At 71.9% G+C, this 22,247-nt stretch carries 17 protein-coding genes; 6 read left to right on the plus strand and 11 right to left on the minus strand.

Going from position 1 to position 22,247, the window contains the following annotated elements:
• The 3 genes from ACIRPK_RS19115 to ACIRPK_RS19125 all read left to right on the plus strand — a co-directional run bounded on the left by ACIRPK_RS19115 (window position 1) and on the right by ACIRPK_RS19125 (window position 2,951).
• Window positions 1-1,083: a ParA family protein gene (locus tag ACIRPK_RS19115; protein WP_403040206.1), complete on the plus strand. Its 1,083-nt coding sequence runs from the start codon at window positions 1-3 to the stop codon at window positions 1,081-1,083.
• Window positions 1,080-2,180 carry a ParB/RepB/Spo0J family partition protein gene (locus ACIRPK_RS19120; protein ID WP_403040208.1) on the plus strand — a complete coding sequence of 367 codons (1,101 nt, stop codon included), beginning with the start codon at window positions 1,080-1,082 and terminating at the stop codon, window positions 2,178-2,180. The genes ACIRPK_RS19115 and ACIRPK_RS19120 overlap by 4 nt, the downstream gene beginning before the upstream one ends.
• 141 nt (window positions 2,181-2,321) lie before the next feature.
• Window positions 2,322-2,951, plus strand: a complete 630-nt coding sequence (locus ACIRPK_RS19125) for a GNAT family N-acetyltransferase (protein WP_403040211.1) — start codon at window positions 2,322-2,324, stop codon at window positions 2,949-2,951.
• An 84-nt stretch (window positions 2,952-3,035) separates the two neighbouring features.
• Here ACIRPK_RS19125 and trxA read toward each other — a convergent pair whose 3' ends face one another.
• From trxA to ACIRPK_RS19160, 7 genes are all read right to left on the minus strand, one after another.
• The gene (gene trxA / locus ACIRPK_RS19130; protein WP_403040213.1) at window positions 3,036-3,362 is read right to left on the minus strand and encodes a thioredoxin; all 327 of its coding nucleotides are present in this window, start codon (window positions 3,360-3,362) and stop codon (window positions 3,036-3,038) included.
• 146 nt (window positions 3,363-3,508) lie between these two features.
• Complete coding sequence (gene trxB, locus ACIRPK_RS19135) at window positions 3,509-4,477, minus strand: thioredoxin-disulfide reductase (protein WP_403040215.1); 969 nt, start codon at window positions 4,475-4,477, stop codon at window positions 3,509-3,511.
• Between the two features lie 159 nt (window positions 4,478-4,636).
• A complete protein-coding gene (locus tag ACIRPK_RS19140) occupies window positions 4,637-5,446 on the minus strand; it encodes a hypothetical protein (RefSeq protein WP_403040218.1) in 810 nt (269 codons plus the stop codon).
• On the minus strand, window positions 5,443-6,162 hold the full coding sequence (gene sigM, locus ACIRPK_RS19145) for an RNA polymerase sigma factor SigM (RefSeq protein ID WP_403040221.1): 720 nt from the start codon (window positions 6,160-6,162) through the stop codon (window positions 5,443-5,445). The genes ACIRPK_RS19140 and sigM overlap by 4 nt, the downstream gene beginning before the upstream one ends.
• 16 nt (window positions 6,163-6,178) lie before the next feature.
• Complete coding sequence (locus ACIRPK_RS19150) at window positions 6,179-8,044, minus strand: protein kinase family protein (RefSeq protein ID WP_403040224.1); 1,866 nt, start codon at window positions 8,042-8,044, stop codon at window positions 6,179-6,181.
• 220 nt (window positions 8,045-8,264) lie between these two features.
• The gene (murJ, locus tag ACIRPK_RS19155) at window positions 8,265-10,517 is read right to left on the minus strand and encodes a murein biosynthesis integral membrane protein MurJ (RefSeq protein WP_403040227.1); all 2,253 of its coding nucleotides are present in this window, start codon (window positions 10,515-10,517) and stop codon (window positions 8,265-8,267) included.
• Window positions 10,518-10,562: 45 nt separating this feature from the next.
• Window positions 10,563-12,833: a DUF6049 family protein gene (locus tag ACIRPK_RS19160; protein ID WP_403040230.1), complete on the minus strand. Its 2,271-nt coding sequence runs from the start codon at window positions 12,831-12,833 to the stop codon at window positions 10,563-10,565.
• 341 nt (window positions 12,834-13,174) lie between these two features.
• Between ACIRPK_RS19160 and ACIRPK_RS19165 the strand changes: the two genes are divergently transcribed.
• Window positions 13,175-14,596: a CCA tRNA nucleotidyltransferase gene (locus tag ACIRPK_RS19165; RefSeq protein ID WP_403040286.1), complete on the plus strand. Its 1,422-nt coding sequence runs from the start codon at window positions 13,175-13,177 to the stop codon at window positions 14,594-14,596.
• Window positions 14,597-14,648: 52 nt separating this feature from the next.
• On the opposite strand, the gene ACIRPK_RS19170 is transcribed toward ACIRPK_RS19165, so the two are convergent.
• Window positions 14,649-14,828 carry a hypothetical protein gene (locus ACIRPK_RS19170; RefSeq protein WP_403040233.1) on the minus strand — a complete coding sequence of 60 codons (180 nt, stop codon included), beginning with the start codon at window positions 14,826-14,828 and terminating at the stop codon, window positions 14,649-14,651.
• Window positions 14,829-15,076: 248 nt separating this feature from the next.
• On the opposite strand from ACIRPK_RS19170, the gene ACIRPK_RS19175 reads away from it, so the two are divergent.
• Window positions 15,077-15,799: a restriction endonuclease gene (locus tag ACIRPK_RS19175; RefSeq protein ID WP_403040235.1), complete on the plus strand. Its 723-nt coding sequence runs from the start codon at window positions 15,077-15,079 to the stop codon at window positions 15,797-15,799.
• A gap of 62 nt (window positions 15,800-15,861) precedes the next feature.
• Here the strand turns inward: ACIRPK_RS19175 and ACIRPK_RS19180 are convergent, their stop codons facing one another.
• From ACIRPK_RS19180 to ACIRPK_RS19190, 3 genes are all read right to left on the minus strand, one after another.
• Window positions 15,862-17,166 (minus strand): MFS transporter, encoded by a 1,305-nt coding sequence (locus tag ACIRPK_RS19180; protein WP_403040237.1) that lies wholly within the window; start codon window positions 17,164-17,166, stop codon window positions 15,862-15,864.
• Between the two features lie 169 nt (window positions 17,167-17,335).
• A complete protein-coding gene (locus tag ACIRPK_RS19185; protein WP_403040239.1) occupies window positions 17,336-18,418 on the minus strand; it encodes an inositol-3-phosphate synthase in 1,083 nt (360 codons plus the stop codon).
• 129 nt (window positions 18,419-18,547) lie between these two features.
• Window positions 18,548-19,219, minus strand: coding sequence for a PadR family transcriptional regulator (locus ACIRPK_RS19190; protein ID WP_184916410.1), 672 nt, complete (start codon window positions 19,217-19,219; stop codon window positions 18,548-18,550).
• 321 nt (window positions 19,220-19,540) lie between these two features.
• Between ACIRPK_RS19190 and ACIRPK_RS19195 the strand changes: the two genes are divergently transcribed.
• Window positions 19,541-22,153, plus strand: coding sequence for a transglycosylase domain-containing protein (locus ACIRPK_RS19195; RefSeq protein ID WP_403040242.1), 2,613 nt, complete (start codon window positions 19,541-19,543; stop codon window positions 22,151-22,153).
• Window positions 22,154-22,247 lie beyond the last annotated feature (94 nt).

Raw genomic sequence — 22,247 nt, forward strand, 5'->3', positions numbered from 1 at the left:
ATGGTGTTTCACGTGAAACGTCGCTCACTGCTTTCCGGAATCCTTGGTCGCAGCCGGGCGGTGACTGTTGCCGCTCCGGTTTCACGTGAAACACTGACCCCCATGCAGGACTCGGAGACCATCGACCACGTCGATGACACGCCCATCGCACGGGCCGCCATGGCCGCGGTGGCGGCTGCCGGACGGGCCGGTGAGGGCCTGCCCAGGCCTGCCTCGACCCGGGTGATCGTGGTGGCCAACCAGAAGGGCGGGGTGGGGAAGACCACCAGCACCGTCAACCTCGCCGCCGCACTGGCCATGCACGGGCTGCGCGTCCTGGTGGTCGACCTCGACCCGCAGGGGAACGCGTCCACCGCGCTCGGCATCGACCACCACGCCGACGTGCCGTCGATCTACGACGTGCTGGTGGAGGGCAAGCCGCTGGCCGACGTGGTGCAGCCGGTCCGGGACGTGGAGGGGCTGTTCTGCGTGCCCGCCACCATCGACCTGGCCGGCGCCGAGATCGAGCTGGTCTCGCTGGTGGCCCGGGAGAGCAGGTTGCAGCGCGCGATCACCGCGTACGAGCAGCCGCTGGACTACATCCTGATCGACTGTCCGCCCTCGCTCGGGCTGCTGACGGTCAACGCCCTGGTGGCCGGTCAGGAGGTGCTGATCCCGATCCAGTGCGAGTACTACGCACTGGAGGGGCTGGGCCAGCTGCTGCGGAACGTCGAGCTGGTCCGGGCGCACCTGAACCCGACCCTGCACGTCTCCACCATCCTGCTCACCATGTACGACGCCCGGACCAGGCTGGCCGCGCAGGTGGCCGAGGAGGTCCGGACGCACTTCGCCGAGCAGGTGCTGAACACGGCGATCCCGCGTTCGGTGCGGATCTCCGAGGCACCCAGTTACGGGCAGACCGTGCTGACCTACGACCCGGGTTCCACCGGGGCGCTCTCCTACCTGGAGGCCGGGCGGGAACTCGCCCTGCGGGCCGCCGGGTTGGCGGCGGACGGTTCGGCGGCACCCGCGGTGGGGCAGCAGCGCAACGGCGCGGCGGCCCCGATGGCACAGCACGGCAGCACGATGGAGGACAACCGGTGAGTGGTGGGCGCAGGGGCCTGGGGCGCGGGCTCGGAGCACTGATTCCGGCGGCGACGCCGGCGACCGGGGCGACGGTGGCTCCGACCCGGACGGAGCCGGTGCCGGCCCGGCCGGCCGGTGCGCTCTCGCCGTCCGCCGTCCCGGTGCTGCCGACCGACCGGGGCACGGTGGCCGCCAAAGTGGCGGCCGAGATCGCCCGGGACCAGTCGGGGCTGCCCCGGCGCGGCGTGCTGGAAGAGGCGCTGGCGCCGGTGGAGGGGGCCCGGTTCGCCGAGCTGCCGCTGGACTCGATCTCGCCGAACCCGCGCCAGCCGCGTGAGGTCTTCGACCAGGACAAGCTGGCCGAGCTGGTCGCCTCCATCAAGGAGGTGGGCCTGCTCCAGCCGGTGGTGGTCCGGCAGACCGGGGCGGACCGGTACGAGCTGATCATGGGCGAGCGGCGTTGGCGGGCCTCCCGGGAGGCCGGTCTCGACCTCATCCCGGCGATCGTCCGGGCCACCGACGATGACAAGCTGCTGCTGGACGCGCTGCTGGAGAACCTGCACCGGGCCGAGCTCAACCCGCTGGAGGAGGCGGCCGCCTACGACCAGCTGCTGCAGGACTTCTCCTGCACCCACGACGTGCTGGCCGACCGGATCGGCCGCTCCCGCTCGCACGTCTCCAACACCCTGCGGCTGCTGAAGCTCTCGCCGACCGTCCAGCGCCGGGTGGCCGCCGGGGTGCTGACGGCGGGTCACGCCCGCGCGCTGCTCGGGGTGCCGGACGCCGAGCGGCAGGACCAGCTGGCCCGCCGGATCATCGCGGAGGGGCTCTCGGTGCGGACCACCGAGGAGATCGTCGCGGTGATGGACAAGGACGAGAAGCCGCAGCGCCCGACCGGGCCGAAGGCGGGCCGGCTGCTCTCGCCGGCCTTCAACGACCTCTCCGAGCGCCTCTCGGACCGCTTCGAGACCCGGGTCAAGGTCGAGGTCTCGCAGCGCAACGGCAAGCTCGGCAAGGGCAAGGTGGTGCTGGAGTTCGCCTCGGTGGAGGACCTGAACCGGATCCTGGACAGCCTGGCACCGGGGGACGAGGGACTCCGGCTGTCCGGCAGCTGAGGCGGTCCGCGGTGCCGGGTTGCCGGCCCGTTCCGATGGGTGCATGTTTCACGTGAAACATGCACCCATCGTCGTTCGTCGTACGGGGAGAGCCGCTCGGTGCTGACGGCCCGTCGGGGGGCCGTGGAGGAGGGATGAGTCATGGGGCGCAGGATCGCTCCGCTGACCTTGGACAACCTGGGGGATCTTCCGCTGCCCTGCCGCTCCTGTGTGTTCTGGGAGCTGGATCCGGTCAGTGCCAGGGCGGCCGAGGAGAGCGGGAAGCCCGAACTGGAGAAGGAGGGGTGGATCTCGGCCGTCCTGCTGGAGTGGGGCTCCTGCGGCCGGGTGGTCTACGTGGACGAGCTGCCGGTCGGCTACGTGCTCTACGCCCCGGCGGCGTACGTGCCGCGCTCCTCGGCCTTCCCGACCAGTCCGGTCTCGCCGGACGCGGTCCAGCTGATGGTCAGTCGGCTGCTGCCGGGCTACCAGCGGCAGGGGATCGGCCGGGTGCTGGTGCAGACCGTGGTGAAGGACGTGGTCGGCCGGGGGTTCAAGGCGATCGAGGCGTTCGGCGCGGCCGGCCGGGACACCCCCAGCTGCCTGCTCCCGGCGGACCACCTGCGGGCGGTCGGCTTCAAGACCGTCCGGCCGCACCACCGGTACCCCCGGTTGCGGCTGGAGGCCCGCACCACGCTGTCCTGGAAGGGCGACGTGGAGGTGGCCCTGGAGCGGTTGCTCGGCGGGGCCAGGGGAGGGGCCAGGCAGGAGCCGGCGCTGCGGCCGTTCTGACGCCAGGTGATCCCGGCGGGCAGACGAGAAGAGGGGCCCCTCGGGAGGGGCCCCTCTTCTCGTACGGTGTGCTGCCTGCCGGGACTAGATGTACTCGGCCAGCTCGCGGAGCAGCGCGGCCTTCGGGCGGGCACCGGTGATGCTCTTCACCAGCTCGCCGTTCTGGTACACGTTGAGCGTCGGGATGGAGATCACGCCGTACTGGGCGGCAGTGCCCTGGTTGGCGTCGACGTCGAGCTTCGCGATGGTCAGCTTGTCGCTGTGCTCGGTCGCGATCTCCTCCAGGATCGGGGCGACCTGACGGCACGGGCCGCACCAGGTGGCCCAGAAGTCGACCAGGACGGGCTTGTCGCTCTTGAGGACCTCTGCGTCGAAGGTCGCGTCGGTCACGGTGATGGTGGCGCCGGCCACGGGAGCTCCTAAGGGTCAGAACGAGGTGGTGCTGAGAAGAACAACGGCGGGGGCCGTTCTGTTTCTTGCCGTGCCCCCTGTTTCACCGGCCCGGCCCGACGGGGTCGTTCCACGTGAAACAGGGGACGGGCGGAGCTGCGCTGCGGTCAGACCGCGACGACTGCGGCGGCCTGGCTCTCCAGGTCGTCCAGCGCGGCCAGGTAGCGCTCGGCGTCCAGGGCGGCGGAGCAGCCGGTGCCGGCGGCGGTGATCGCCTGGCGGTAGGTGTGGTCGACCACGTCGCCGGCGCCGAACACGCCGGGGATGTTGGTCCGGGTCGAGGGGGCCTCGACGTTGAGGTAGCCCTCGGCGTCCAGGTCCAGCTGGCCGGTGAACAGGTCCGTCCGCGGGTCGTGACCGATCGCGATGAACAGGCCGGTGACCGGCAGCTCGCGCAGTTCGCCGGTGGTGGTGTCGCGCAGGGTGACACCGGTCAGCTTCGGGTCGCCGTGGATGGCCTCGACCGCGCTGTCCCAGGCGAAGCTGATCTTCGGGTCGGCGAAGGCCCGCTCCTGCATCGCCTTGGAGGCACGCAGGCTGTCCCGGCGGTGGACGATGGTGACCGACCTGGCGAACCGGGAGAGGAAGGTCGCCTCCTCCAGCGCGGTGTCGCCGCCGCCGACCACGGCGATGTCCTGGTCGCGGAAGAAGAAGCCGTCGCAGGTCGCGCACCAGGAGACGCCGCGACCGGAGAGCTTGTCCTCGTTCGGGAGGCCGAGCTTGCGGTGCTGGGAGCCGGTGGTGACGATCACGGCGCGGGCCCGGTGCACGGTGCCCTCGGAGTCGGTGACGGTCTTGACGTCACCGGTGAGGTCGACCGCGACGATGTCGTCCGGGACCAGCTCGGCGCCGAAGCGCTCGGCCTGGCCGCGCATGTTGTCCATCAGCTCGGGACCCATGATGCCGTCCCGGAACCCGGGGAAGTTCTCGACCTCGGTGGTGTTCATCAGCGCGCCACCGGCGGTGACGGCACCCTCGAAGACCAGCGGCTTGAGGGAGGCTCGGGCGGTGTACAGGGCAGCGGTGTAGCCGGCCGGTCCTGAGCCGATGATGATCACGTTACGGACGTCGCTCACTGCATCTCCTGGTTCGCATCGCGACCCGCGCATTTGCGGGGAGGGCGGTCCTGCTCCGCCGCCCGGGACAACGGTTCACCAGTGTCGCTCATTCCCCGGTGCGCTTGCAGCAAGGGCTCGCAGAGTGGGCGTCCGGGTGGGACGGGTCACGCCCGTCGGCTACCCGGCGGGGACGGTGCGGTGCAGGCGCACCCGGCAGTCGGCGGTCACCAGGTAGACGTCGAGCCGGTCGCCGTCGAGCGGGTAGACCAGGGCGGTGACCTGGTCAGGGCCGAACCGGCCGGGGGTGGCGAGCAGCGGGGTGCCGGGGGCGGTCGCCGGGCAGGGGGCGGGGACGCCGGATCCCGCGCCTGCCGCCGTGCCGGACTCGGGGGCGGCACCGGCGCCGAGCGAGGGCTCCTTGTGCGGGGCGTCCGTCGTCTTCGCCGGCGTGGACCCGTCCCGGAGCAGCAGCTGGATCTGACCGGCCAGCTCGGCGTCGTCGGTGAAGACCCGGGCCCCGGCCGCGGCCGGCCGGGCGGCGGCGTCCGCCGTGCCGGTGCCCCCGCTGGTGGCGGCCTGGTGGCCGAGCAGGGCGCCGCCCAGGCCCAGGACGGCGAGGCAGGCGGCGGTCGCCAGCAGCACCCGGCCCCGGCGGTGGAGGCGGCTGCGGGCCGGGCCGACCGGGTGGTGGGAGAGCGGGGTGGCGGTCCCGGTCGGATCGCCGGCAGGGGTCACCGGGGCGGCGGCCTCGACCGCCAGGGCGGCGTCGATCCGGTCGGCGAACTCGGTCGGCAACGGGGGGAAGTCCTCCACCGCGCCGAGGAGTTCGCCGACCTCGGCCAGCGCGGCCCAGGTGTCGGCGCACTCCGCGCAGTCGGTCAGGTGGGCCCGCAGCAGCGGTGCCTCGGCCGGGTCGACGAGGTCCTCGGCCAGGTCGGCCAGCAGCTCGACATCGGGGTGGCCGGGCTCGGTCCAGGAGGCGGTCATCGTGGTGTCACGTCTCCTCTCAGGGCCTGGCCGGGGCGTGGCGGTGGTGGGACGGAGCGCGGGCCGTCCTGGTTCCCCGGGATGCTGCCGGGCGCACCGGTTTCACGTGAAACACCGGCGGGCGAGCCCGCCTCCGCCGGTGTTTCACGTGAAACCGTGCGCAGGTGCCGGACCAGCGGCAGCAGTTTGGCCCGTCCCCGGGCGCACCGGCTCTTCACCGTGCCGACCGGTACGCCGAGCAGCTCGGCCGCCTCGGCGACGGCGTACCCCTGCATGTCCACCAGCACCAGGGCGGCTCGCTGCTCGACCGGGAGGGCCGCCAGTGCGGCGGTCACCTCGCGCTGGAGCTCGGCTCGGACCACCACCGTCTCGGTCGCCTCGGCGCTGCCGAGCAGGGCCTCCAGGCCGTGCCGCTCGGGATCCAGCGGGGTGGCCGGCCGGCTGGCGGCCCGGCGGGCCCGGTCCAGGCAGGCGTTCACGACGATCCGGTGCAGCCAGGTGGTGACGGCCGAGCGGCCCTGGAAGGTGTGCGCGGCCCGGAAGGCGGAGACCAGGGCGTCCTGCAGGGCGTCGGCGGCCTCCTCGCGGTCGCCCAGGGTCCGCAGGGCCACCGCCCACAGCCGGTCCCGGTGACGGTGCACCAGGATGCCGAAGGCGTCCGGGTCCCCGGCGGTGTGCCGGGCCAGCAGGGTGGCGTCCGGGATCTGCTCGGTCATGGCCGCCCCCTCCCGGTCAGCTGGTGACCTTCACCTCGGCGATCTTGCCGCGGTACTGGCTGTCGGAGCCATCCTTGGGGAGACCGGTCAGCCAGAGCAAGAGGTAACGGGTGCTCAGTGCGGTGCCGGGCCTCAACTCGACCGTGCTGCCGGTCTGGGTGGCCACCGCCGCACCGAGGCCCTCCAGCCCCGCCTTGGTGGCCTCGGGGGTGGTGCCCGCCGGCGCGGCGCGGAGCTCCACCTTGGTGCTGCCGACGAACTCGACCCGGACCGACCCGACCTGCTGGACCGACCCCAGGTCGACGAGCAGCCCGGTACCCGCCTTGTTGGCCCCGCCCAGGTCCTGGAGGTACCCCGAGGTCTGCCAACTGGTGGCGGGGTCACCGTCGAAGGCCAGCGCGGTCTCGCCCACGTGCTCGGGTCCGTCGCCCAGCGGGTTGAAGGAGGACGCCCCGGCGATCGTGACGGGCTTCGCGGTGGCGCCGCCGCCGGGGGTGGCCGGTGCGCTCTGGCCGGGGGGCGGCTGCACCTGCCCGTCCTCGCTGTTGCGGTCGTGCTTGTTGAACTTGCTGACCAGCTGCCAGGAGGCCACCCCGATGGCGGCCAGCGCGACCACCGAGGCGGTCACCCGGACCAGCCTGCGCAGCCGGGGCCTGGTCGGCCGGGCGGCCGCCGGGGCGATCACGGTGGCCGGGCCGTCGGCGAGCCGGATCTGCGGGCGCTGCTGGTGCGGCCGGGGCTGCGGCCGGGGCGGCGGGGTGAAGGCCGGCGGCGGGGGCGGCTCGGGCTGCCGGATCTTCGGCATCAGCGCGATCGCCTTGGCCAGTTCCTCCGGCGTGGTGATCGGGTCCAGGTGGTGCGGGGGCTGCTCGCACAGGGCCCGGGCGGCGATCTCGGACAGGCCCTTGTGCACGCCCGCCCTGACCTGGTCCGGCGGGACGCAGCCGAGGTCCTTGGGCAGGCCCTGCAGGTCGTACCGGTCCTCGGGGTAGGGCCAGCGGTGGGTCAGCGCCGCGTACAGCAGGGCGCCGATCGCCCGGGTGTCGGTGAGCGCGGCGTCGTCGTCGGGCAGGCCGCGCAGCGCGGCGTCCACCGCGATGCCGTTGATCCGGTACTGGCCGCTCTCGGTGCGCAGCACGCACCTCGGGGTGAGCCGCAGATGGGCCTGGCCGCGCCGGTGGGCGGCCGCGATGGCCTCGGCGACCTGACGGACCATCTGGTACGCGTCGTACGGCTCCAGCGGTCCGTCCGCGAGCAGTTGGGCGAGGTCGGCGGCGCCGGGCAGCCACTCCCGGATCACGTAGACGTGGTCGCCCTCCTGGACCGCGTCGAGGACCTGGACGAAGCGCGGGTCGCCGAGCAGGGCGGCGGACTTGGCGGCGGCCAGCACGCCCCGGGCCCGCTGGTGGCCGGCGGCGAGCAGGTGCACGCCGACCGCGCGGCGGAGCTTCTCGTCCACCGCGCGCCAGCTGCTGAAGAACTCGGACTGGGTGGTGCACTCCTCCAGCCGGTAGCGGTCGGCGATCCGGTCGCCGCTGTGCCGGTCGGGGGCGGGGCGGAGCAGCGGGAGCTCACCGGTCGGCTGGTCCAGGGTGGCGGCCGGGTCGAACTCCGCGTCCTCGTCGGCCTGCTCGGGCCCGGCGTCCCCGGTGTCCTCGGTGCCCCGGTCGTCCTGCGGGGCCGGAGCTGCCGCGTCGGCCGGGTCGGACTTCGCCCGGCGCCCGGCGAGTTCGGCGGCGATCTCGGCGGCCGACAGCGGGGCGGTGGCCTCGGTGGCGCTCTCCGCCGCCGGTTCGTCGGCCGGGCTCTCCCCGGCTGTGGCCGGTGCCGTCCCGTCGTCCGTCACGGACGTGTCGACAACCGCCTTGGTGCCATCAGCCACCGTTGTCCTGCCTCCCCTTGTGTCGCCCCGGGTCCCGGAGTACCGGCCGCCCCGCCGGCCTCGGAGGTCGGCAGCGTGCCAGGACAATTGTGCCCACTCTTCCTCCCCTGCTACGACCGTTGGGTGGGCCGACTGGTTGCGTTCCGGTTGCGACCGTCCGGCCCGACTCCGGGTGGTGGCACGCGGCCTGAGGGAGCGGAAGATCCTGGCTGACTCCCGGTCAGCGGCCGAGCCGGCTCCGCACCATACCGATCATCGCGTTCAGCTCCTCGATCCGCATCCGGCGGGCGACCAGGGCGAACACCGTGAGCTGCAGCCCGCCCGCGACCAGGACGGTCAGCACCGCGCCCGCCCAGTCGCCGATCAGCCCGGTGAGCAGCTCGTTCAGCAGCAGGCTGACCGCCAGGCCGAGCACCGCGGCGGGCAGCGAGGCGATCGCCAGCCGGATGTAGGTCTTGGCGATCCGGCCGGTGTCCAGGCCGCCGATCTTCGCCTTGAGCCTGGGCACCGCGACCGCGACGCCGACCGCGTACGACAGCCCGTAGCCGAGGGCCATCCCGGTCACCGCCCACTGGGCGGGCAGCACGAACCAGCAGAGCACCGCGGTGGCGGCCTGGCAGAGCGCCACCCAGAGCGTGTTGGAGAACGGCGTCCGGGTGTCCTCGTAGGCGTAGAAGCCGCGCAGCAGCACGTACTGGACCGAGTACGGGATCAGCCCCAGCGCGAAGGCGGAGAGCATGTAGCCGACCGCCGTGGTGCTGTGCGCGACCGAGCCGCCGTTGCCCAGGCCGTAGATCGCGCTGCCGATCACCGGGCCTAGCGCGAGGAACAGGAAGGCGGCGGGCACGATCGCCACCGCCGAGGTACGCAGTCCGTAGGAGAGGTCGTCCCGGACCGCCCCGGCGTCGCCGTCGGCGGCCGAGCGGGACAGCCGGGGGAGCACCGCGCTCATCACCGAGACGGTGATCACGGCCATCGGGAGCTGCCAGATCAGCAGGGCGTTGGAGTAGGCGGCCAGGCCCACCCCGAGGTGGCCGGTCCTCGCGGCGGCCGCACCGGCCGCGGTGGCGAGCTGGGTGATCACCAGGAAGCCGGCCTGGTTGGCGAGCACGAACAGGAAGGTCCACTTGGCCAGCCGGGCCGCCTTGCCGAGCCCGTGGCCGCGCCAGTCGAACTGCGGCCGGAACCGGAACTCGGCGGCCCGCAGGTAGGGGATCATCGCGAGCGCCTGCAGGGCCAGGCCGATCAGGGTGCCCAGGCCGAGCAGCCGGATGCCCTCGGGGGAGACGGTGGCGGGGGTGACCTCGGAGCGCTGGAAGGTGCCGAAGACCCAGATGTACAGGCTGAAGGTGAAGATCACCACGACGTTGTTGAGCACCGGGGTCCACATCATCGCGCCGAACCGGCCCCGGGCGTTCAGGATCTGACCCATCACCACATGGATGCCCATGAAGAAGATGGTCGGCAGGCAGTACCTGGCCAGCGCCACCGTGGTGTCGGCGCTCGACGGGTCGCGCATCAGCGAGTGCGAGATCAGCTGCACCAGCAGCGGGGCGCCCAGCACGGCGAGGAAGGTGACCCCGGCCAGGCCGGCCATCACCAGGGTGAGCAGCCGGTTGGCGTAGGCGGTGCCGCCGTCCTGGTCCTGCTTCATCGCGCGGACCAGCTGCGGGACGAACACCGCGTTCAGCGCGCCGCCGCCGATCAGGATGTAGAGCAGGGTGGGCAGCGTGTTGGCGGCGTTGTAGGAGTCGCCCATGGTGCCGACGCCGATCGCGGCGGCGATCACCATGGTGCGCAGGAAGCCGGTGCCCCGGGAGACCAGGGTGCCGGCGGCCATGATCGCGCTGGAGTTGACCAGGCTGCCGGACCTGCCGCCGCCGGCCGGCTCCGGGCGCTGCTCCGCCACCTGCTCGGGGGACACCGGAGCGGAAGACACCGGGGCGGGAGACACCGGCTCGGGGGCCGGCGGCAGCTCGGGGCCGCCGGTCTCGGCCGCGGAGAGCGGCGGGTCGAACTCGATCGGCGGGACGAACGGGCGCGGCTCCACGGCCTTCGCCAGCAGGGTGTCCACGCCGACGTACTCGGTGGTCTCGGTGTCCCAGGCCCCGTCCGACCGGGTGGTTTCGGCGGGCTCGGCGGCGGCGCCGCCGGACGCCGCCTCGGCGGCGGCCGCGACCGGCCAGCGCGGGGTGGGCGCGGTCAGACCGGCGGCCGGCCCGGGCGGCGGCTCCTGGCGCAGCTGGAGGGTCTGCGGGTCGTCCTGGGTGGCCTGCTGCTGCGGCAGCGCCGCGGTCCGCAGGCCGTACGGGTCGGGCCCGACCTCGCTCGGGAACGGGTCGGTGGCGTACGGGTCCTGGGCGTAGGTGTCCGTCAGGTACCAGTCGGCGGGCTGCTCGGCCGCACCGTCCTGGCCCGTGGCGGCGCGACCCTGCTCACGACCCTGTGCTCGCTCCTCGCGCGGCCCGCTCATGCCACCTCATCGATGCTCGGGTAGGGCCGCCCGGAAGGGGCCGCCTCAGTGCCCCACCTTCTCATCACCGGGGGCGTGTTCCTCGGCAGCTGCGCCGGTCTCCTGCGCCGCGCCTCCGTCGGCCGCGCCGCCCTCCTGCGCCTCGCCGCCGTCGTCCTCGGGGGCCGGGGCACCCTTGCGCCGCTGCTGGGTGAACCGCACGGCGGCGAGCAGCATCAGCACCACACCGCCGCCGATCACGTACAGCACGCCCGAGGTGACCGAGGTGACGTTGACCGTGAAGACCACCGGCTTGCCGTACGGCTGCGGGTTCGGGCCGGTGGTCATCAGCTGGGCGGTCACCGGCACCGGGCCGTTGTTCCGGGCCTGGGCCGGGAAGCGCAGGGTCAGGCTGGTGGTGCCCTCCAGCACGACGTTCTGCTTGACGCCCACCCGGACCCGGTTCGGCTGACTGGAGGTCAGCTGGACCTGGAGGTTGCCGACCGCCTGGTTGAGGTCGTTCTTGACGCTGACCTGCACCATGCCGTTGTCACCTGCGAGGGTGACCGTGCTCTTGGGGGTGAGCTTGACCGCGCCGACCAGGCTGGCCAGGTAGTCCCGCACACCGGTCCGGTAGGACTCGCCGACCGGCGGCTGGTCCCGCCAGGCGGTGGTCATCGAGCGGATCATCGCGGCGCTGAACGGGCCGCGCACCCGCTGCGGCTGGGTGAGGATGACGAGCAGCTGGTCCAGCTCGCCCTGGAGGTCCATCACCCGGCCAAGGGTGGCGGCGGACAGCTCGCCCGCGCGCAGCTGCTGCGGATAGTCGCCGGGGCCGGCCACGGCGGTGTTCGCCTCCGGGTCGGCCGGGGCGGCGGCCACCGTCCGGAGGTTCACCAGCCGGGCCCAGCCGGCCTGCTGGGCCTGGGTGACCGCCTCGGCCAGCGCGCCGGCCGAACCGGCGGTGAGGTTCCGGGGCGGCAGCACCAGCAGGGTGCGGGGAGTCTCCGGGAGCTGACGGTTGATCACCATGGTCTCGGCCAGGAAGCGCTGGACGGCCGCGGTGCGGGCCTGCGGGGAGGCCAGGTCCGGCTGGAACAGGTCGGAGATGGTGGAGTCGGCGACCACGGCGGTCTGACCGTTGCCGATCGGGCGGGCCGCGCTCGGGGTGTGGTTGAGCGCGGCGTCCGAGATGCTCGCGCTGTTGGCCAGCAGCAGGTTCTCGCCGGCCGCGGCGGCGGTGGCGGCGATCTGCTGGTCCAGGTACCCCTGGTAGGGCCAGGCGACGTCGGACTGCACGTCGGCGGCCAGCCGTCCCTCGGCGGTCACCTCACCGGCCGTCCGGGCCTTGCGGAGGGTGTCGGCCATCCCGTTCAGCCCCGCGCCGTTGTGCGCGATCGAGGCCAGGTCCGGGTCGGCGTACGGCAGCGAGACCACCTGGCTGCCCGCTCCGGCCACGGCGGTGCGGAGCTGCTTCAGCCACTCCGTCGCGGCGTCCGTACCGACGCCGGGGACGGTGTTGCCCTCCTTGGCGGGCTCCCCGGCGGTGTTCGGCTTCTGCACCCGGTACGGCCGGGTCATCGCGAACACGGTGTCCAGCAGGTCCGGGTCGATCACCCAGGTGAGGCCGGGCAGCTGGCCGCCGGTCTGCACCAACTGGTGCAGCCGGCCGCCCGGGGCCAGCTCGGTGGCCAGGCTGTCGTCCCGCAGCACCGGTGTCGGGTCGTTGTCCTGCATGGTCTGGGCGACCAGCTCGGGCGCGTGGGTGATCGGCCAGACCACGGCGAGCTCGGTCGGGTGCGGGACGGCCTCGTTCCGGTACGGGAGGTAGCTCCGGGCGATGCCCAGGGTGTGGGCGGCGTCGTCGTCCGGGGTGCCGCCGGCCACGTCCACTGCCAGCTCGTACACCCCGCTCTTGCCGACCTTGAGGTCGGCGACCGACGCCCGGACGATGTACGGGAGGCTCTGGCCCGCCGCCAGCGTGCCCAGGCCGGCCCGGCCGGCCGTGATCGCGGTGCCGTCCGCGGAGCCCGGATCGCCGCGCCGGGCGAGCTGGTCGAGGCCGCTGCGGGTGCGCACCGTCGAGCCGGCGGCGGACTGCTGCCGGATGCCCACCGTGACGTCCTTGAGCGGGTCCGGGCCGGAGTTGGTGACCACTCCGGTCACCACCACGGTGCCGCCGTTCTCCGCCACCTTGGGCGCGATCGAGTCGATGGCCACGGTGGCCGGGTACTCGGGGGCGGCGGCGACGAAGCCGGCCGGTGCGGCCGCGGCGGGCAGCACGCCGGTGACCAGGACGGCCCCGAACGCCAGCAGGCCGGAGAGCCGTCTGGCCATCCGGCCCGATCGGTTCCGGGGCACCGTACGCGGACCCGACTGCCGTACCGGCTCAACCACGCGCTTCGACCTCGCCGTTCTGGATCGGGTGGAACTGATGCGGTCCTGGAAGGGGGACCCCGCAGCAGCGGCCGACGGCCCGGGCCGGGATCTCTCCACCGGCATGGTAACGAGGCCGGTGGCGCGGTGGTGTTGCGGGCCGGGGGCTGACGGGGGAAAAGGCCGTGCGGTATCCGGGGGGAGGGCACGTACCCTTGTGAGCCGTGTCCACTGTCAATGAGTCCAGCACCAGTCCGTCCAGCACCGATGCCAGCACCGATGCCCGTGCCGCCGCCCCCGGGCTGAGCGAGGCGCAGGCCCTCGGCCTGCAAGAACTGCTCCGGGTCTCCCCGGTCGCGGACGAGATCGCCGAGCGGTTCCGGGCCGCCGGGCACCGGCTGGCCCTGGTCGGCGGATCGGTCCGGGACGCGCTGCTCGGCCGGCTCGGCAACGACCTCGACTTCACCACCGACGCCCGCCCCGAGCAGGTGCTCAGGCTGGTGAAGGGCTGGGCGGACGCGGTCTGGGACGTCGGCATCGCCTTCGGCACCGTGGGCGCCCGCAAGGACACCGAGGACGGGTCCTTCCTGATCGAGATCACCACCTACCGGAGCGAGGCGTACGACCGCACCTCGCGCAAGCCCGAGGTGACCTACGGCGAGACGATCGAACAGGACCTGGTCCGGCGGGACTTCACCGTCAACGCGATGGCCGTCGACCTGCCCGGCCGCGGCTTCGTCGACCCGCACCACGGGCTGGACGACCTGGAGGCCCGGGTGCTGCGCACCCCCGCCACCCCGGAGGAGTCGTTCTCCGACGACCCGCTGCGGATGATGCGGGCGGCCAGGTTCGCGGCCCAGCTGGACTTCGAGCCCGCCCCCGAGGTGGTCACCGCGATGACCGCGATGGCCGACCGGATCACCATCGTCTCGGCCGAGCGGGTGCAGGCCGAGCTCAACAAGCTGCTGCTGGCCGAGCACCCCGTGAAGGGCCTGCGGCTGCTGGTGGACACCGGTCTGGCCGACCACGTGCTGCCCGAACTGCCCGCGCTCCGGCTGGAGAGCGACGAGCACCACCGGCACAAGGACGTCTACGAGCACTCGCTGACCGTGCTGGAGCAGGCCATCGCGCTGGAGCAGGAAGGGCCCGACCTGGTGTTGCGGCTGGCCGCGCTGCTGCACGACATCGGCAAGCCGCGGACCCGGCGGTTCGAGTCCGACGGCCGGGTCTCCTTCCACCACCACGAGGTGGTCGGCGCCAAGATGACCCGCAAGCGGATGCGCGACCTCAAGTACTCCAACGACCTCACCGACGAGGTCTCCCGGCTGGTCGAACTGCACCTGCGCTTCCACGGCTACGGCGGCGGCGAGTGGACCGACTCGGCGGTCCGCCGCTACGTCACCGACGCCGGCCCGCTGCTGGAACGGCTGCACAAGCTGACCCGCTCCGACTGCACCACCCGGAACCGGAAGAAGGCCGCCGCCCTCTCCCGAACGTACGACTCGCTGGAGACCCGGATCGCCGAACTCCGGGAGCAGGAGCAGCTGGATGCCATCCGGCCCGCCCTGGACGGAAACCAGATCATGGAGCTGCTCGGCCTCGCCCCGGGCCCTCAGGTCGGCCAGGCGTACCGCCACCTGCTCGAACTCCGGCTGGAGAACGGGCCGATGGACCCCGACCAGGCCGAGGCCGCGCTGCGCGCGTGGTGGGCCGAGCAGCAGTAGGAACGCACTGAGGGGGCGTCCGCATCGGACGCCCCCTCCGTTCATGCCGTGCCTACTTGAGGAAATGCAGGCAGAGCGTGAACTTCCGCGAGCCCTGCTTCTCGGTGTAGAGACCGTCCGCGTCCTGGAACTTGTCGCAGGCCGACTCGTCGATGGTCCCCTCCACCTTGCCGACGATCTTCGCCTCGGCGTCCGGGTCGGTGCAGTCGAGCACCACGACGTCGGGGCTCATCGGCTGCCCGGGGGCGCCGGGATGGTGGCGTTGCGCCTTACAGCACCTGTGGCGAAGGCGGAATGGACATCCAACCGTGATCACCACGCCCGATTTGTCGGATCACAAGATCGTTTGAACAGATGTCGCTTTAGCGAATCCGCTCGATTGAGTGGTTGGAGTCGTCGGGTGTGACTGACTGATGAGTCGTCGCGTTGAGCCGTTCGAGGGGGAGGACGTTCCTCCCTCCGGAACGAGAGGACGCAGCCATGGCTGTGGACGCGGTGTTGTTGGAGTCCCCGACGATGCGGGCGACGGTGAGCGGGCGGGTCGAGGTGCTGGACCGGGTGAAGGCGCTGGCCTTCCTGCCGGACGGGGTGCACGTGACCACCGATGCGGTGGCGCGGTACTTCGGGGTCGGGGAGACCGTGATCAAGGCGGTGGTCCACGACCACCGGCAGGAGCTGGTCGGCAACGGGTACCAGGTGCTGACCGGCGGCGAACTGGGTTACTTCAAGCAACTCAGTGGGATCCAGTCGCGGGCGAGGTCGCTCGCGTTGTTCACCCGCCGGACGGTGCTGAACGTGGCGATGCTGCTGCGGGACAGCGAAACCGCACGTCAGGTGCGGTGCTACCTGCTCGACCTGGAGCAGCAGGCCAGGCGGGAGGCTGTGGACAACCCCGTGGACGGGGTTGTGGACAGCCGGTTCCACTACCCCGAGGGGTCGGTGGACGCGGCGGTCGCCACGGTGGCCGAGCGGGCGGTCCGGTCGGTGATCGGGACCAGCGTGGTCCCGTTGCTGAACGCGTTGGCGGTGGAGGTCAGCCGGAACGGCCGGAAGATCGACGCGATGGCGGACCGGGTCGACCGGCTGGAGCGGGTGGTGCTGGACGACGGGGAGAAGGAGATCGCCCGTCGGCGGCTGAGGCTGCTCCGGGCGATCGACGACGGTGCCACGGCGGACGAGCTCGACGAGCTGGTCCAGCCGTAGTCCGGTGAGAGAGCCGGAGGTGGGTAATGGAAGTACCCACCTCCGGCTCGTTCGAGGGCCGCTCAGGCCGGGACGGGGGAGCGGCGGGCCGCGCGGGCGTAGAGGGCGGCGGTCAGAGCGTAGAGCAGGGCGACGGTGAGCATCAGGGGGACGGAGCGGCCGTCGAGCGGGAGCACGAGGGCGGTGACGAAGGCCGCGGCGACGAAGGCGAGGTTGAAGAGGACGTCGTAGATGGCGAAGACCCGGCCGCGGTAGGCGTCCTCGACGGACTCCTGGACGACGGTGTCGGCGCAGATCTTGACGCCCTGGGTGACCACGCCGAGCAGCAGGGCCGCCACCATGGTGGGGCCGAGCGAGAAGGTCAGGCCGAGGACGGGGACGAAGACGGCGGCGGAGGCGGCGCAGGTGGTGAGCCAGCCGGCCAGGCCGAGCCGGCGGGTGCACCAGGGGCTGATCACGGCGGCGAGGAAGAAGCCGACGGCCGAGACCGCGACCGCCTGGCCCAGGGTGGCCAGACCGCTCGCGCTGTCGGTGGGGTCGTTGAAGGTGTAGCGGGAGAGCATCAGCAGCACCACGACCAGGATGCCGTAGCAGAACCGGGCGGCCGTGACGGCCGCCAGCGCGTGCGTGGCGGGACGGCAGTCCCGGACCAAGTGGCGTACGCCGTCTACTAGTTCACGGGCAGTCAGGCTGAGGGCCCGGCGCAGCGGCGGCCGGTCGGGGCGCTGGTCGGGGCCGAGCAGGTCGGGGTCCATCCGCAGTGCGGTCAGGCCGGAGCTCAGGTAGAGCAGGGCGGCGACGGTGACCAGCAGGGCGTCGGCCCGGGGGCCGGGCGGCAGCACCAGGTGGACCAGGAAGCCCAGGCCGCCGCCGCAGGCCGCCGCGACCGTGCCGAGGGTGGGGGAGAGCGCGTTGGCGGTGACCAGCTGTTCGGGGCGGTCGACCACCCGGGGCAGCGCGGCGGAGAGCCCGGCCAGGATGAACCGGTTGAGCGCGGTGACCAGCAGGGCCGCGCCGAGGAAGAGCCAGTCCGGCACCCGGGCCAGCAGCAGGGCGCCGGTCACCAGCCCGAGCCCGCACCGGGCCAGGTTGCCGAGGTAGAGCACCTGGCGACGGCGCCAGCGGTCGAGCAGCACGCCGGCGAACGGGCCGATCAGCGAGAACGGCAGCAGCAGCACCAGCAGGACCGAGGCGATGTCGGCCGGGCTGGACTGCCGCTCGGGCGAGAAGATCACGTACGAGGCCAGCGAGACCTGGAAGACGCCGTCGGAGAGCTGGGAGAGCACCCGGGCGGTGAGCAGGCGCCGGAAATCGGCAGCCCGGAACAGGCCGGTGAGTGAGTTGCCGCCGTTACCCGTCTGAGCCACCCGCCCAGGGTGCCATGATCGGCGCCGATGTTTCACGTGAAACATGGCCGGACACCAGTCGGGACGCCTGGCCGGTTGACCGGCCGGGTGCCGACCACCGGTCAGCGCCGGACAGCCCGAAGGGCCCTGACCGGCGGTCAGGGCCCTTCGGGTCGTCAGCTCAGGCGCTTCAGCGCTCGACCTCGCCGCGGATGAACTTCTCCACGTTGTCGCGGGCCTCGTCGTCGAAGTACTGCACCGGCGGGGACTTCATGAAGTACGAGGACGCCGACAGGATCGGGCCACCGATGCCCCGGTCCAGCGCGATCTTCGCGGCCCGGACGGCGTCGATGATGACACCGGCCGAGTTCGGGGAGTCCCAGACCTCGAGCTTGTACTCGAGGTTCAGCGGCACGTCGCCGAAGGCGCGACCCTCGAGGCGGACGTACGCCCACTTGCGGTCGTCGAGCCACGCGACGTAGTCCGACGGGCCGATGTGGACGTTCTTCGCGCCCAGGTCGCGGTCCCGGACCTGGGAGGTGACGGCGTTGGTCTTCGAGATCTTCTTGGACTCGAGGCGGTCACGCTCGAGCATGTTCTTGAAGTCCATGTTGCCGCCGACGTTCAGCTGCATCGTGCGCTCCAGCAGGACGCCGCGGTCCTCGAAGAGCTTCGCCATCACGCGGTGCGTGATGGTCGCGCCGACCTGCGACTTGATGTCGTCGCCGACGATCGGCACGCCGGCCTCGGTGAACTTGTCCGCCCACTCCTTGGTGCCGGCGATGAACACCGGGAGGGCGTTCACGAAGGCGACCTTGGCGTCGATGGCGCACTGGGCGTAGAACTTGGCGGCGTCCTCGGAACCCACCGGCAGGTAGCAGACCAGGACGTCGACCTGGCGGTCCTTCAGGACCTGGACGACGTCGACCGGGGCCTCGTCGGACTGCTCGATGGTCTCGAGGTAGTACTTGCCGAGACCGTCCAGGGTGTGACCACGCTGCACGGTGACGCCGGTCGGCGGCACGTCGCAGATCTTGATGGTGTTGTTCTCGCTGGCGCCGATGGCGTCCGCGAGGTCGAAGCCGACCTTCTTGGCGTCGACGTCGAACGCGGCGACGAACTCCACGTCACGGACGTGGTACTCGCCGAACTGCACGTGCATCAGCCCGGGGACCTTGCCGGCGGGGTCGGCGTCCTTGTAGTACTCGACACCCTGAACCAGCGACGCGGCACAGTTGCCGACGCCCACGATGGCTACGCGAACCGAACCCATTCCGGTTGCTCCCTTTGAATCATGAGACCCACCCGAACGGGCGGTCTCGCTCAACTTCTCTTCTGGTGGGCGCGACGCGCCCAGTCCCCGCCGCACGCACCGGAAGGTGGCGGCGGGTTCAGCGTTCCGTCAGGAACGCCCCGGGCGGTCGTGCGGTGGCCTCGGCGGGTCCGGGGACCCGGCCTCCTGGCCACGGCCGTCCGAAGTACTGGTGTCACCGGGTGCGGCACCGGGCCGCCCGGTGCGGTTGGCCCGCTCGGTCTCGATCAGCTCGTTGAGCCAACGGACCTCGCGCTCCACCGATTCGAGACCGTGCCGCTGCAGTTCGAGCGTGTAGTCGTCGAACCGCTCGCGGGTACGGGCGATCGAGCTGCGCATCCGCTCCAGCCGCTCCTCCAGCCGGCTGCGGCGGCCCTCCAGGACGCGCATCCGCACGGCCCGGTCGGTCTGACCGAAGAAGGCGAAGTGCACCCCGAAGTGCTCGTCCTCCCAGGCGTCCGGGCCGGAGTCGGCGAGCAGCTCCTCGAAACGCTGCTTGCCCTCGGCGGACAGCCGGTAGACGATCTTCGACCGCTTGCCGTTGAGCGCGGTGGCGGGGACGTACTCCGTGTCGGGGTTGTCCTCGACCAGGAAGCCCTGGGCCACCAGGCTCTTCAGGCAGGGGTAGAGCGTGCCGTAGGAGAACGCGCGGAACGAGCCGAGCAGGACGTTGAGCCGCTTGCGCAGCTCGTAGCCGTGCATCGGTGCGTCGTGCAGCAGGCCGAGGACGGCGAACTCGAGGACTCCCGAGCGTCTGCTCACTGTCGTTCCGCCTCCCTCCGCCGGTATGCCCGTGCGTTATGTCGCTCCGATGTATCGGCTCGATATATCGAGAACAGTAAACCTGGGTCACGGAACGAGCAAGGGCGACTCGGGTGAAAGTGATCACAGGATCTCCGTCGGCCGGGTTGAGCCCCTGTCAGGGGCTGTCCGGGGGCGGGTTGGCAACGGGCATGTAATGATCTGGCGCCGTTATGCGGCAGTTGGTACCTGATGCCCGATTAGGTGTGATTTCCAGCTGCGTACTCTGTCGCGTGTGCACGGGCTGTCGGCCGTGCGCGAGGACCGAGGAGTGGCTGGAAGATGAGCGAACACCGTCGGAGGTCGTCCAACCCGGGCGGCGAGGAACCGTCGGGCCGCGAGGCCGACGGCGGCCGACCGTATGCCTACGGCAACCCGCCGGAGGGCGCGCCCTCGTACGGCCGTGGCGGCGAACGCCCCTCCGGGGGGCGGCCCACCGCCCAGCAGCCCCGGCTGACCCGGGCCGAGATGCGCAGGCAGCAGGGCGCCCGTGGCGGCGCCGGTGCCGGTGGCGGCAACGCCCGTCGCGGCGCGGCCGCCGGGGCGACCACGGTCGGGCGGAACGGCAAGCCGGCCAAGAAGCGGTTCATCGACTACCCGCGGTTCGGCAAGACCGGCTTCCGGCGGTGGATCCCGTCCTGGAAGCTCCAGCTGAGCACCCTGCTGCTGTTCTTCGGCGCCGGGGTGGGCGCGGTCGGCGTGGCCTACGCGATGACGCCGATCCCCGACCTGAACAAGGTCGTGGAGAGCCAGAACAACATCTACTACTGGGCCGACGGCAGCGAGATGACCCGCCAGGGCGACACCAACCGACAGGTGGTCGAGCTCGGCGACATCAGCAAGGACCTGCAGAACGCCGCCATCTCGACCGAGAACGCGACCTTCTGGGACGACAGCGGCATCGACCCCAAGGGCATCGCCCGGGCCGTCTACAACATGGCCACCGGCGGTGAGACCCAGGGCGGCTCGACCATCACCCAGCAGTACGTCAAGAACGCCTACCTGAACCAGGACCAGACCCTCAGCCGGAAGGTCCGGGAGCTCTTCATCACCCTCAAGGTGAACCAGGAGGACGGCAAGGACAAGATCCTCACCGGCTACCTGAACACCAGCTGGTTCGGCCGTGGCGCCACCGGCGCGCAGGCCGCCGCGCAGGCGTACTACGGCGTGAACGCCAAGGACCTGAACCTCTGTCAGAGCGCGCTGCTGGCCGGTCTGCTCAAGGGCGCCGCGCTCTACGACCCGGCCACCAGCCCGGCCAACCACGAGCGGGCGGTCAAGCGCTGGAACGAGGTGCTGGACCGGATGGTGACCACCGGCGCCATCACCAAGGAGAAGCGGGCCACCTGCGCCGCCTTCCCCGAGCCGGTCGAGAAGAAGCCCCCGGCCAGCATGAACGGCCAGGTCAGCTACATGGTCGAGCTGGCGAACAAGTACCTGATGAGCAAGGACAAGACCATCACCGAGGCCGCCATCGCCAAGGGCGGCTTCCAGGTGCACACCACCTTCCAGAAGGACAAGGTGGAGGCACTGAAGAAGGCGGTGGACGACTTCCAGGCGGACACCCTGAAGCCGGACAAGCGCGAGAAGGACAAGTTCGTCCAGATCGGCGCGGCCACCGTGGTGCCCAACGACGGTGCGATCGTGGCGATCTACGGCGGCCCCGGCGTCGAGCAGGGCCACCACACCAACAACGCCGACACCCTCGGCGTCCCGGTCGGCTCGACCTTCAAGCCCTTCGTGCTCGCCGCCGCCATGCAGTACGGCGTGCAGACCGAGACCGGGAACGACGGCAAGCCGAAGCGGATCAACGCCGACAGCCGCTACCTGGCCGACGACAAGTCGGAGATCCACAAGCTGGACGGCTCCCCGGTGATCGGCGACGACGGCAAGCCGTACCACCAGAAGAACAGCGGCAGCTCCAACCCGGGGTACGTCTCGCTCCGGGAGGCCATGCGCTACTCCTACAACGTGCCGTTCGTGCAGCTCGGCCAGGACGTCGGCACCAAGCAGGTGGGCACCCTGGTGGAGCAGATGGGCCTGCGCAAGGAGAGCCTGACCGACTCCTCGACCACCACCTTCCCGCTCGGCACCTCCACCCCCAGCGCGATCCGACTGGCCTCCGCCTACTCGGTGTTCGCGGCCCGGGGCATGCAGACCGACCCGTACTCGGTCAGCAAGGTGATCCGCGGCGGCGTGGAGCTGAAGACCTTCGCCAAGCCGACCCCCAAGCCGGTGCTGGAGGAGGTGGTCGCGGACAACGTCACCGACGTGCTGACCACCGTGGCCAAGATCGGCACCGGTGAGAAGACCAACGCGCTCGGCCGGCCGATCGCGGGCAAGACCGGTACCACCGACGGCGGGAAGTCGGCCTGGTGGGTCGGCTACACCCCCTCGCTGGTCACCTCGGTCGGCATGTGGCGCGAGGAGGCGGGCAAGCCCGGCCTGCTCACGCTGGACGGCACCGCGGGCAAGGACGAGGTGCACGGTGGTGACTTCCCGACGGACATCTTCACCCGCTACATGAAGACCATCCTGAACGGTCAGCCGAAGGAGACCTTCCCGAAGCCGGGCGAGATCGGCGAGCAGGTCGACTCCTCGGGCGCCCCGGCCACCGCCTCGGCCTCCGCCACGGCGACCGCGACCACGCCGGTGCCCGACCCGACCACCATCGCGCCGACCGTCCCGTCGCTCTCCCCGAGTGCGCCGGCCACGCCGAGCAACAGCCCGAGCCCCAACGAGTCCTGCCTGCTGCCGGCGCCGCTCTGCCCGAGCGGTTCGCCGTCCTCGACCAGGACCAAGCCGCCCAAGCCCACCGGCAGCGGGACGGGGACGGGCAGCCCGCCCGCGACCGAGCCGGCCAACGGCATCGCGGCCAACCCCGGCCAGAACTGACCCGGACCCGGCTCCACCGGTGGCGGTCCTCCACGGAGGGCCGCCACCGGCGCGTTCGGAACCGGATGGCGGGGGCACCTGCTGCGGAGCCGAC

This window comes from Kitasatospora sp. NPDC101801, from assembly GCF_044766665.1.
Lineage (GTDB): Bacteria > Actinomycetota > Actinomycetes > Streptomycetales > Streptomycetaceae > Kitasatospora.

Bases quoted from the DNA above. Each gene is read 5' to 3' on its own strand.
- ACIRPK_RS19115 (WP_403040206.1), top strand. From the start codon at position 1: ATGGTGTTTCACGTGAAACGTCGCTCACTGCTTTCCGGAATCCTTGGT.
- ACIRPK_RS19125 (WP_403040211.1), top strand. From the start codon at position 2,322: ATGGGGCGCAGGATCGCTCCGCTGACCTTGGACAACCTGGGGGATCTT.
- ACIRPK_RS19140 (WP_403040218.1), bottom strand. From the start codon at position 5,446: ATGACCGCCTCCTGGACCGAGCCCGGCCACCCCGATGTCGAGCTGCTG.
- sigM (WP_403040221.1), bottom strand. From the start codon at position 6,162: ATGACCGAGCAGATCCCGGACGCCACCCTGCTGGCCCGGCACACCGCC.
- murJ (WP_403040227.1), bottom strand. From the start codon at position 10,517: ATGAGCGGGCCGCGCGAGGAGCGAGCACAGGGTCGTGAGCAGGGTCGC.
- ACIRPK_RS19160 (WP_403040230.1), bottom strand. From the start codon at position 12,833: ATGGCCAGACGGCTCTCCGGCCTGCTGGCGTTCGGGGCCGTCCTGGTC.
- ACIRPK_RS19170 (WP_403040233.1), bottom strand. From the start codon at position 14,828: ATGAGCCCCGACGTCGTGGTGCTCGACTGCACCGACCCGGACGCCGAG.
- ACIRPK_RS19175 (WP_403040235.1), top strand. From the start codon at position 15,077: ATGGCTGTGGACGCGGTGTTGTTGGAGTCCCCGACGATGCGGGCGACG.
- ACIRPK_RS19185 (WP_403040239.1), bottom strand. From the start codon at position 18,418: ATGGGTTCGGTTCGCGTAGCCATCGTGGGCGTCGGCAACTGTGCCGCG.
- ACIRPK_RS19195 (WP_403040242.1), top strand. From the start codon at position 19,541: ATGAGCGAACACCGTCGGAGGTCGTCCAACCCGGGCGGCGAGGAACCG.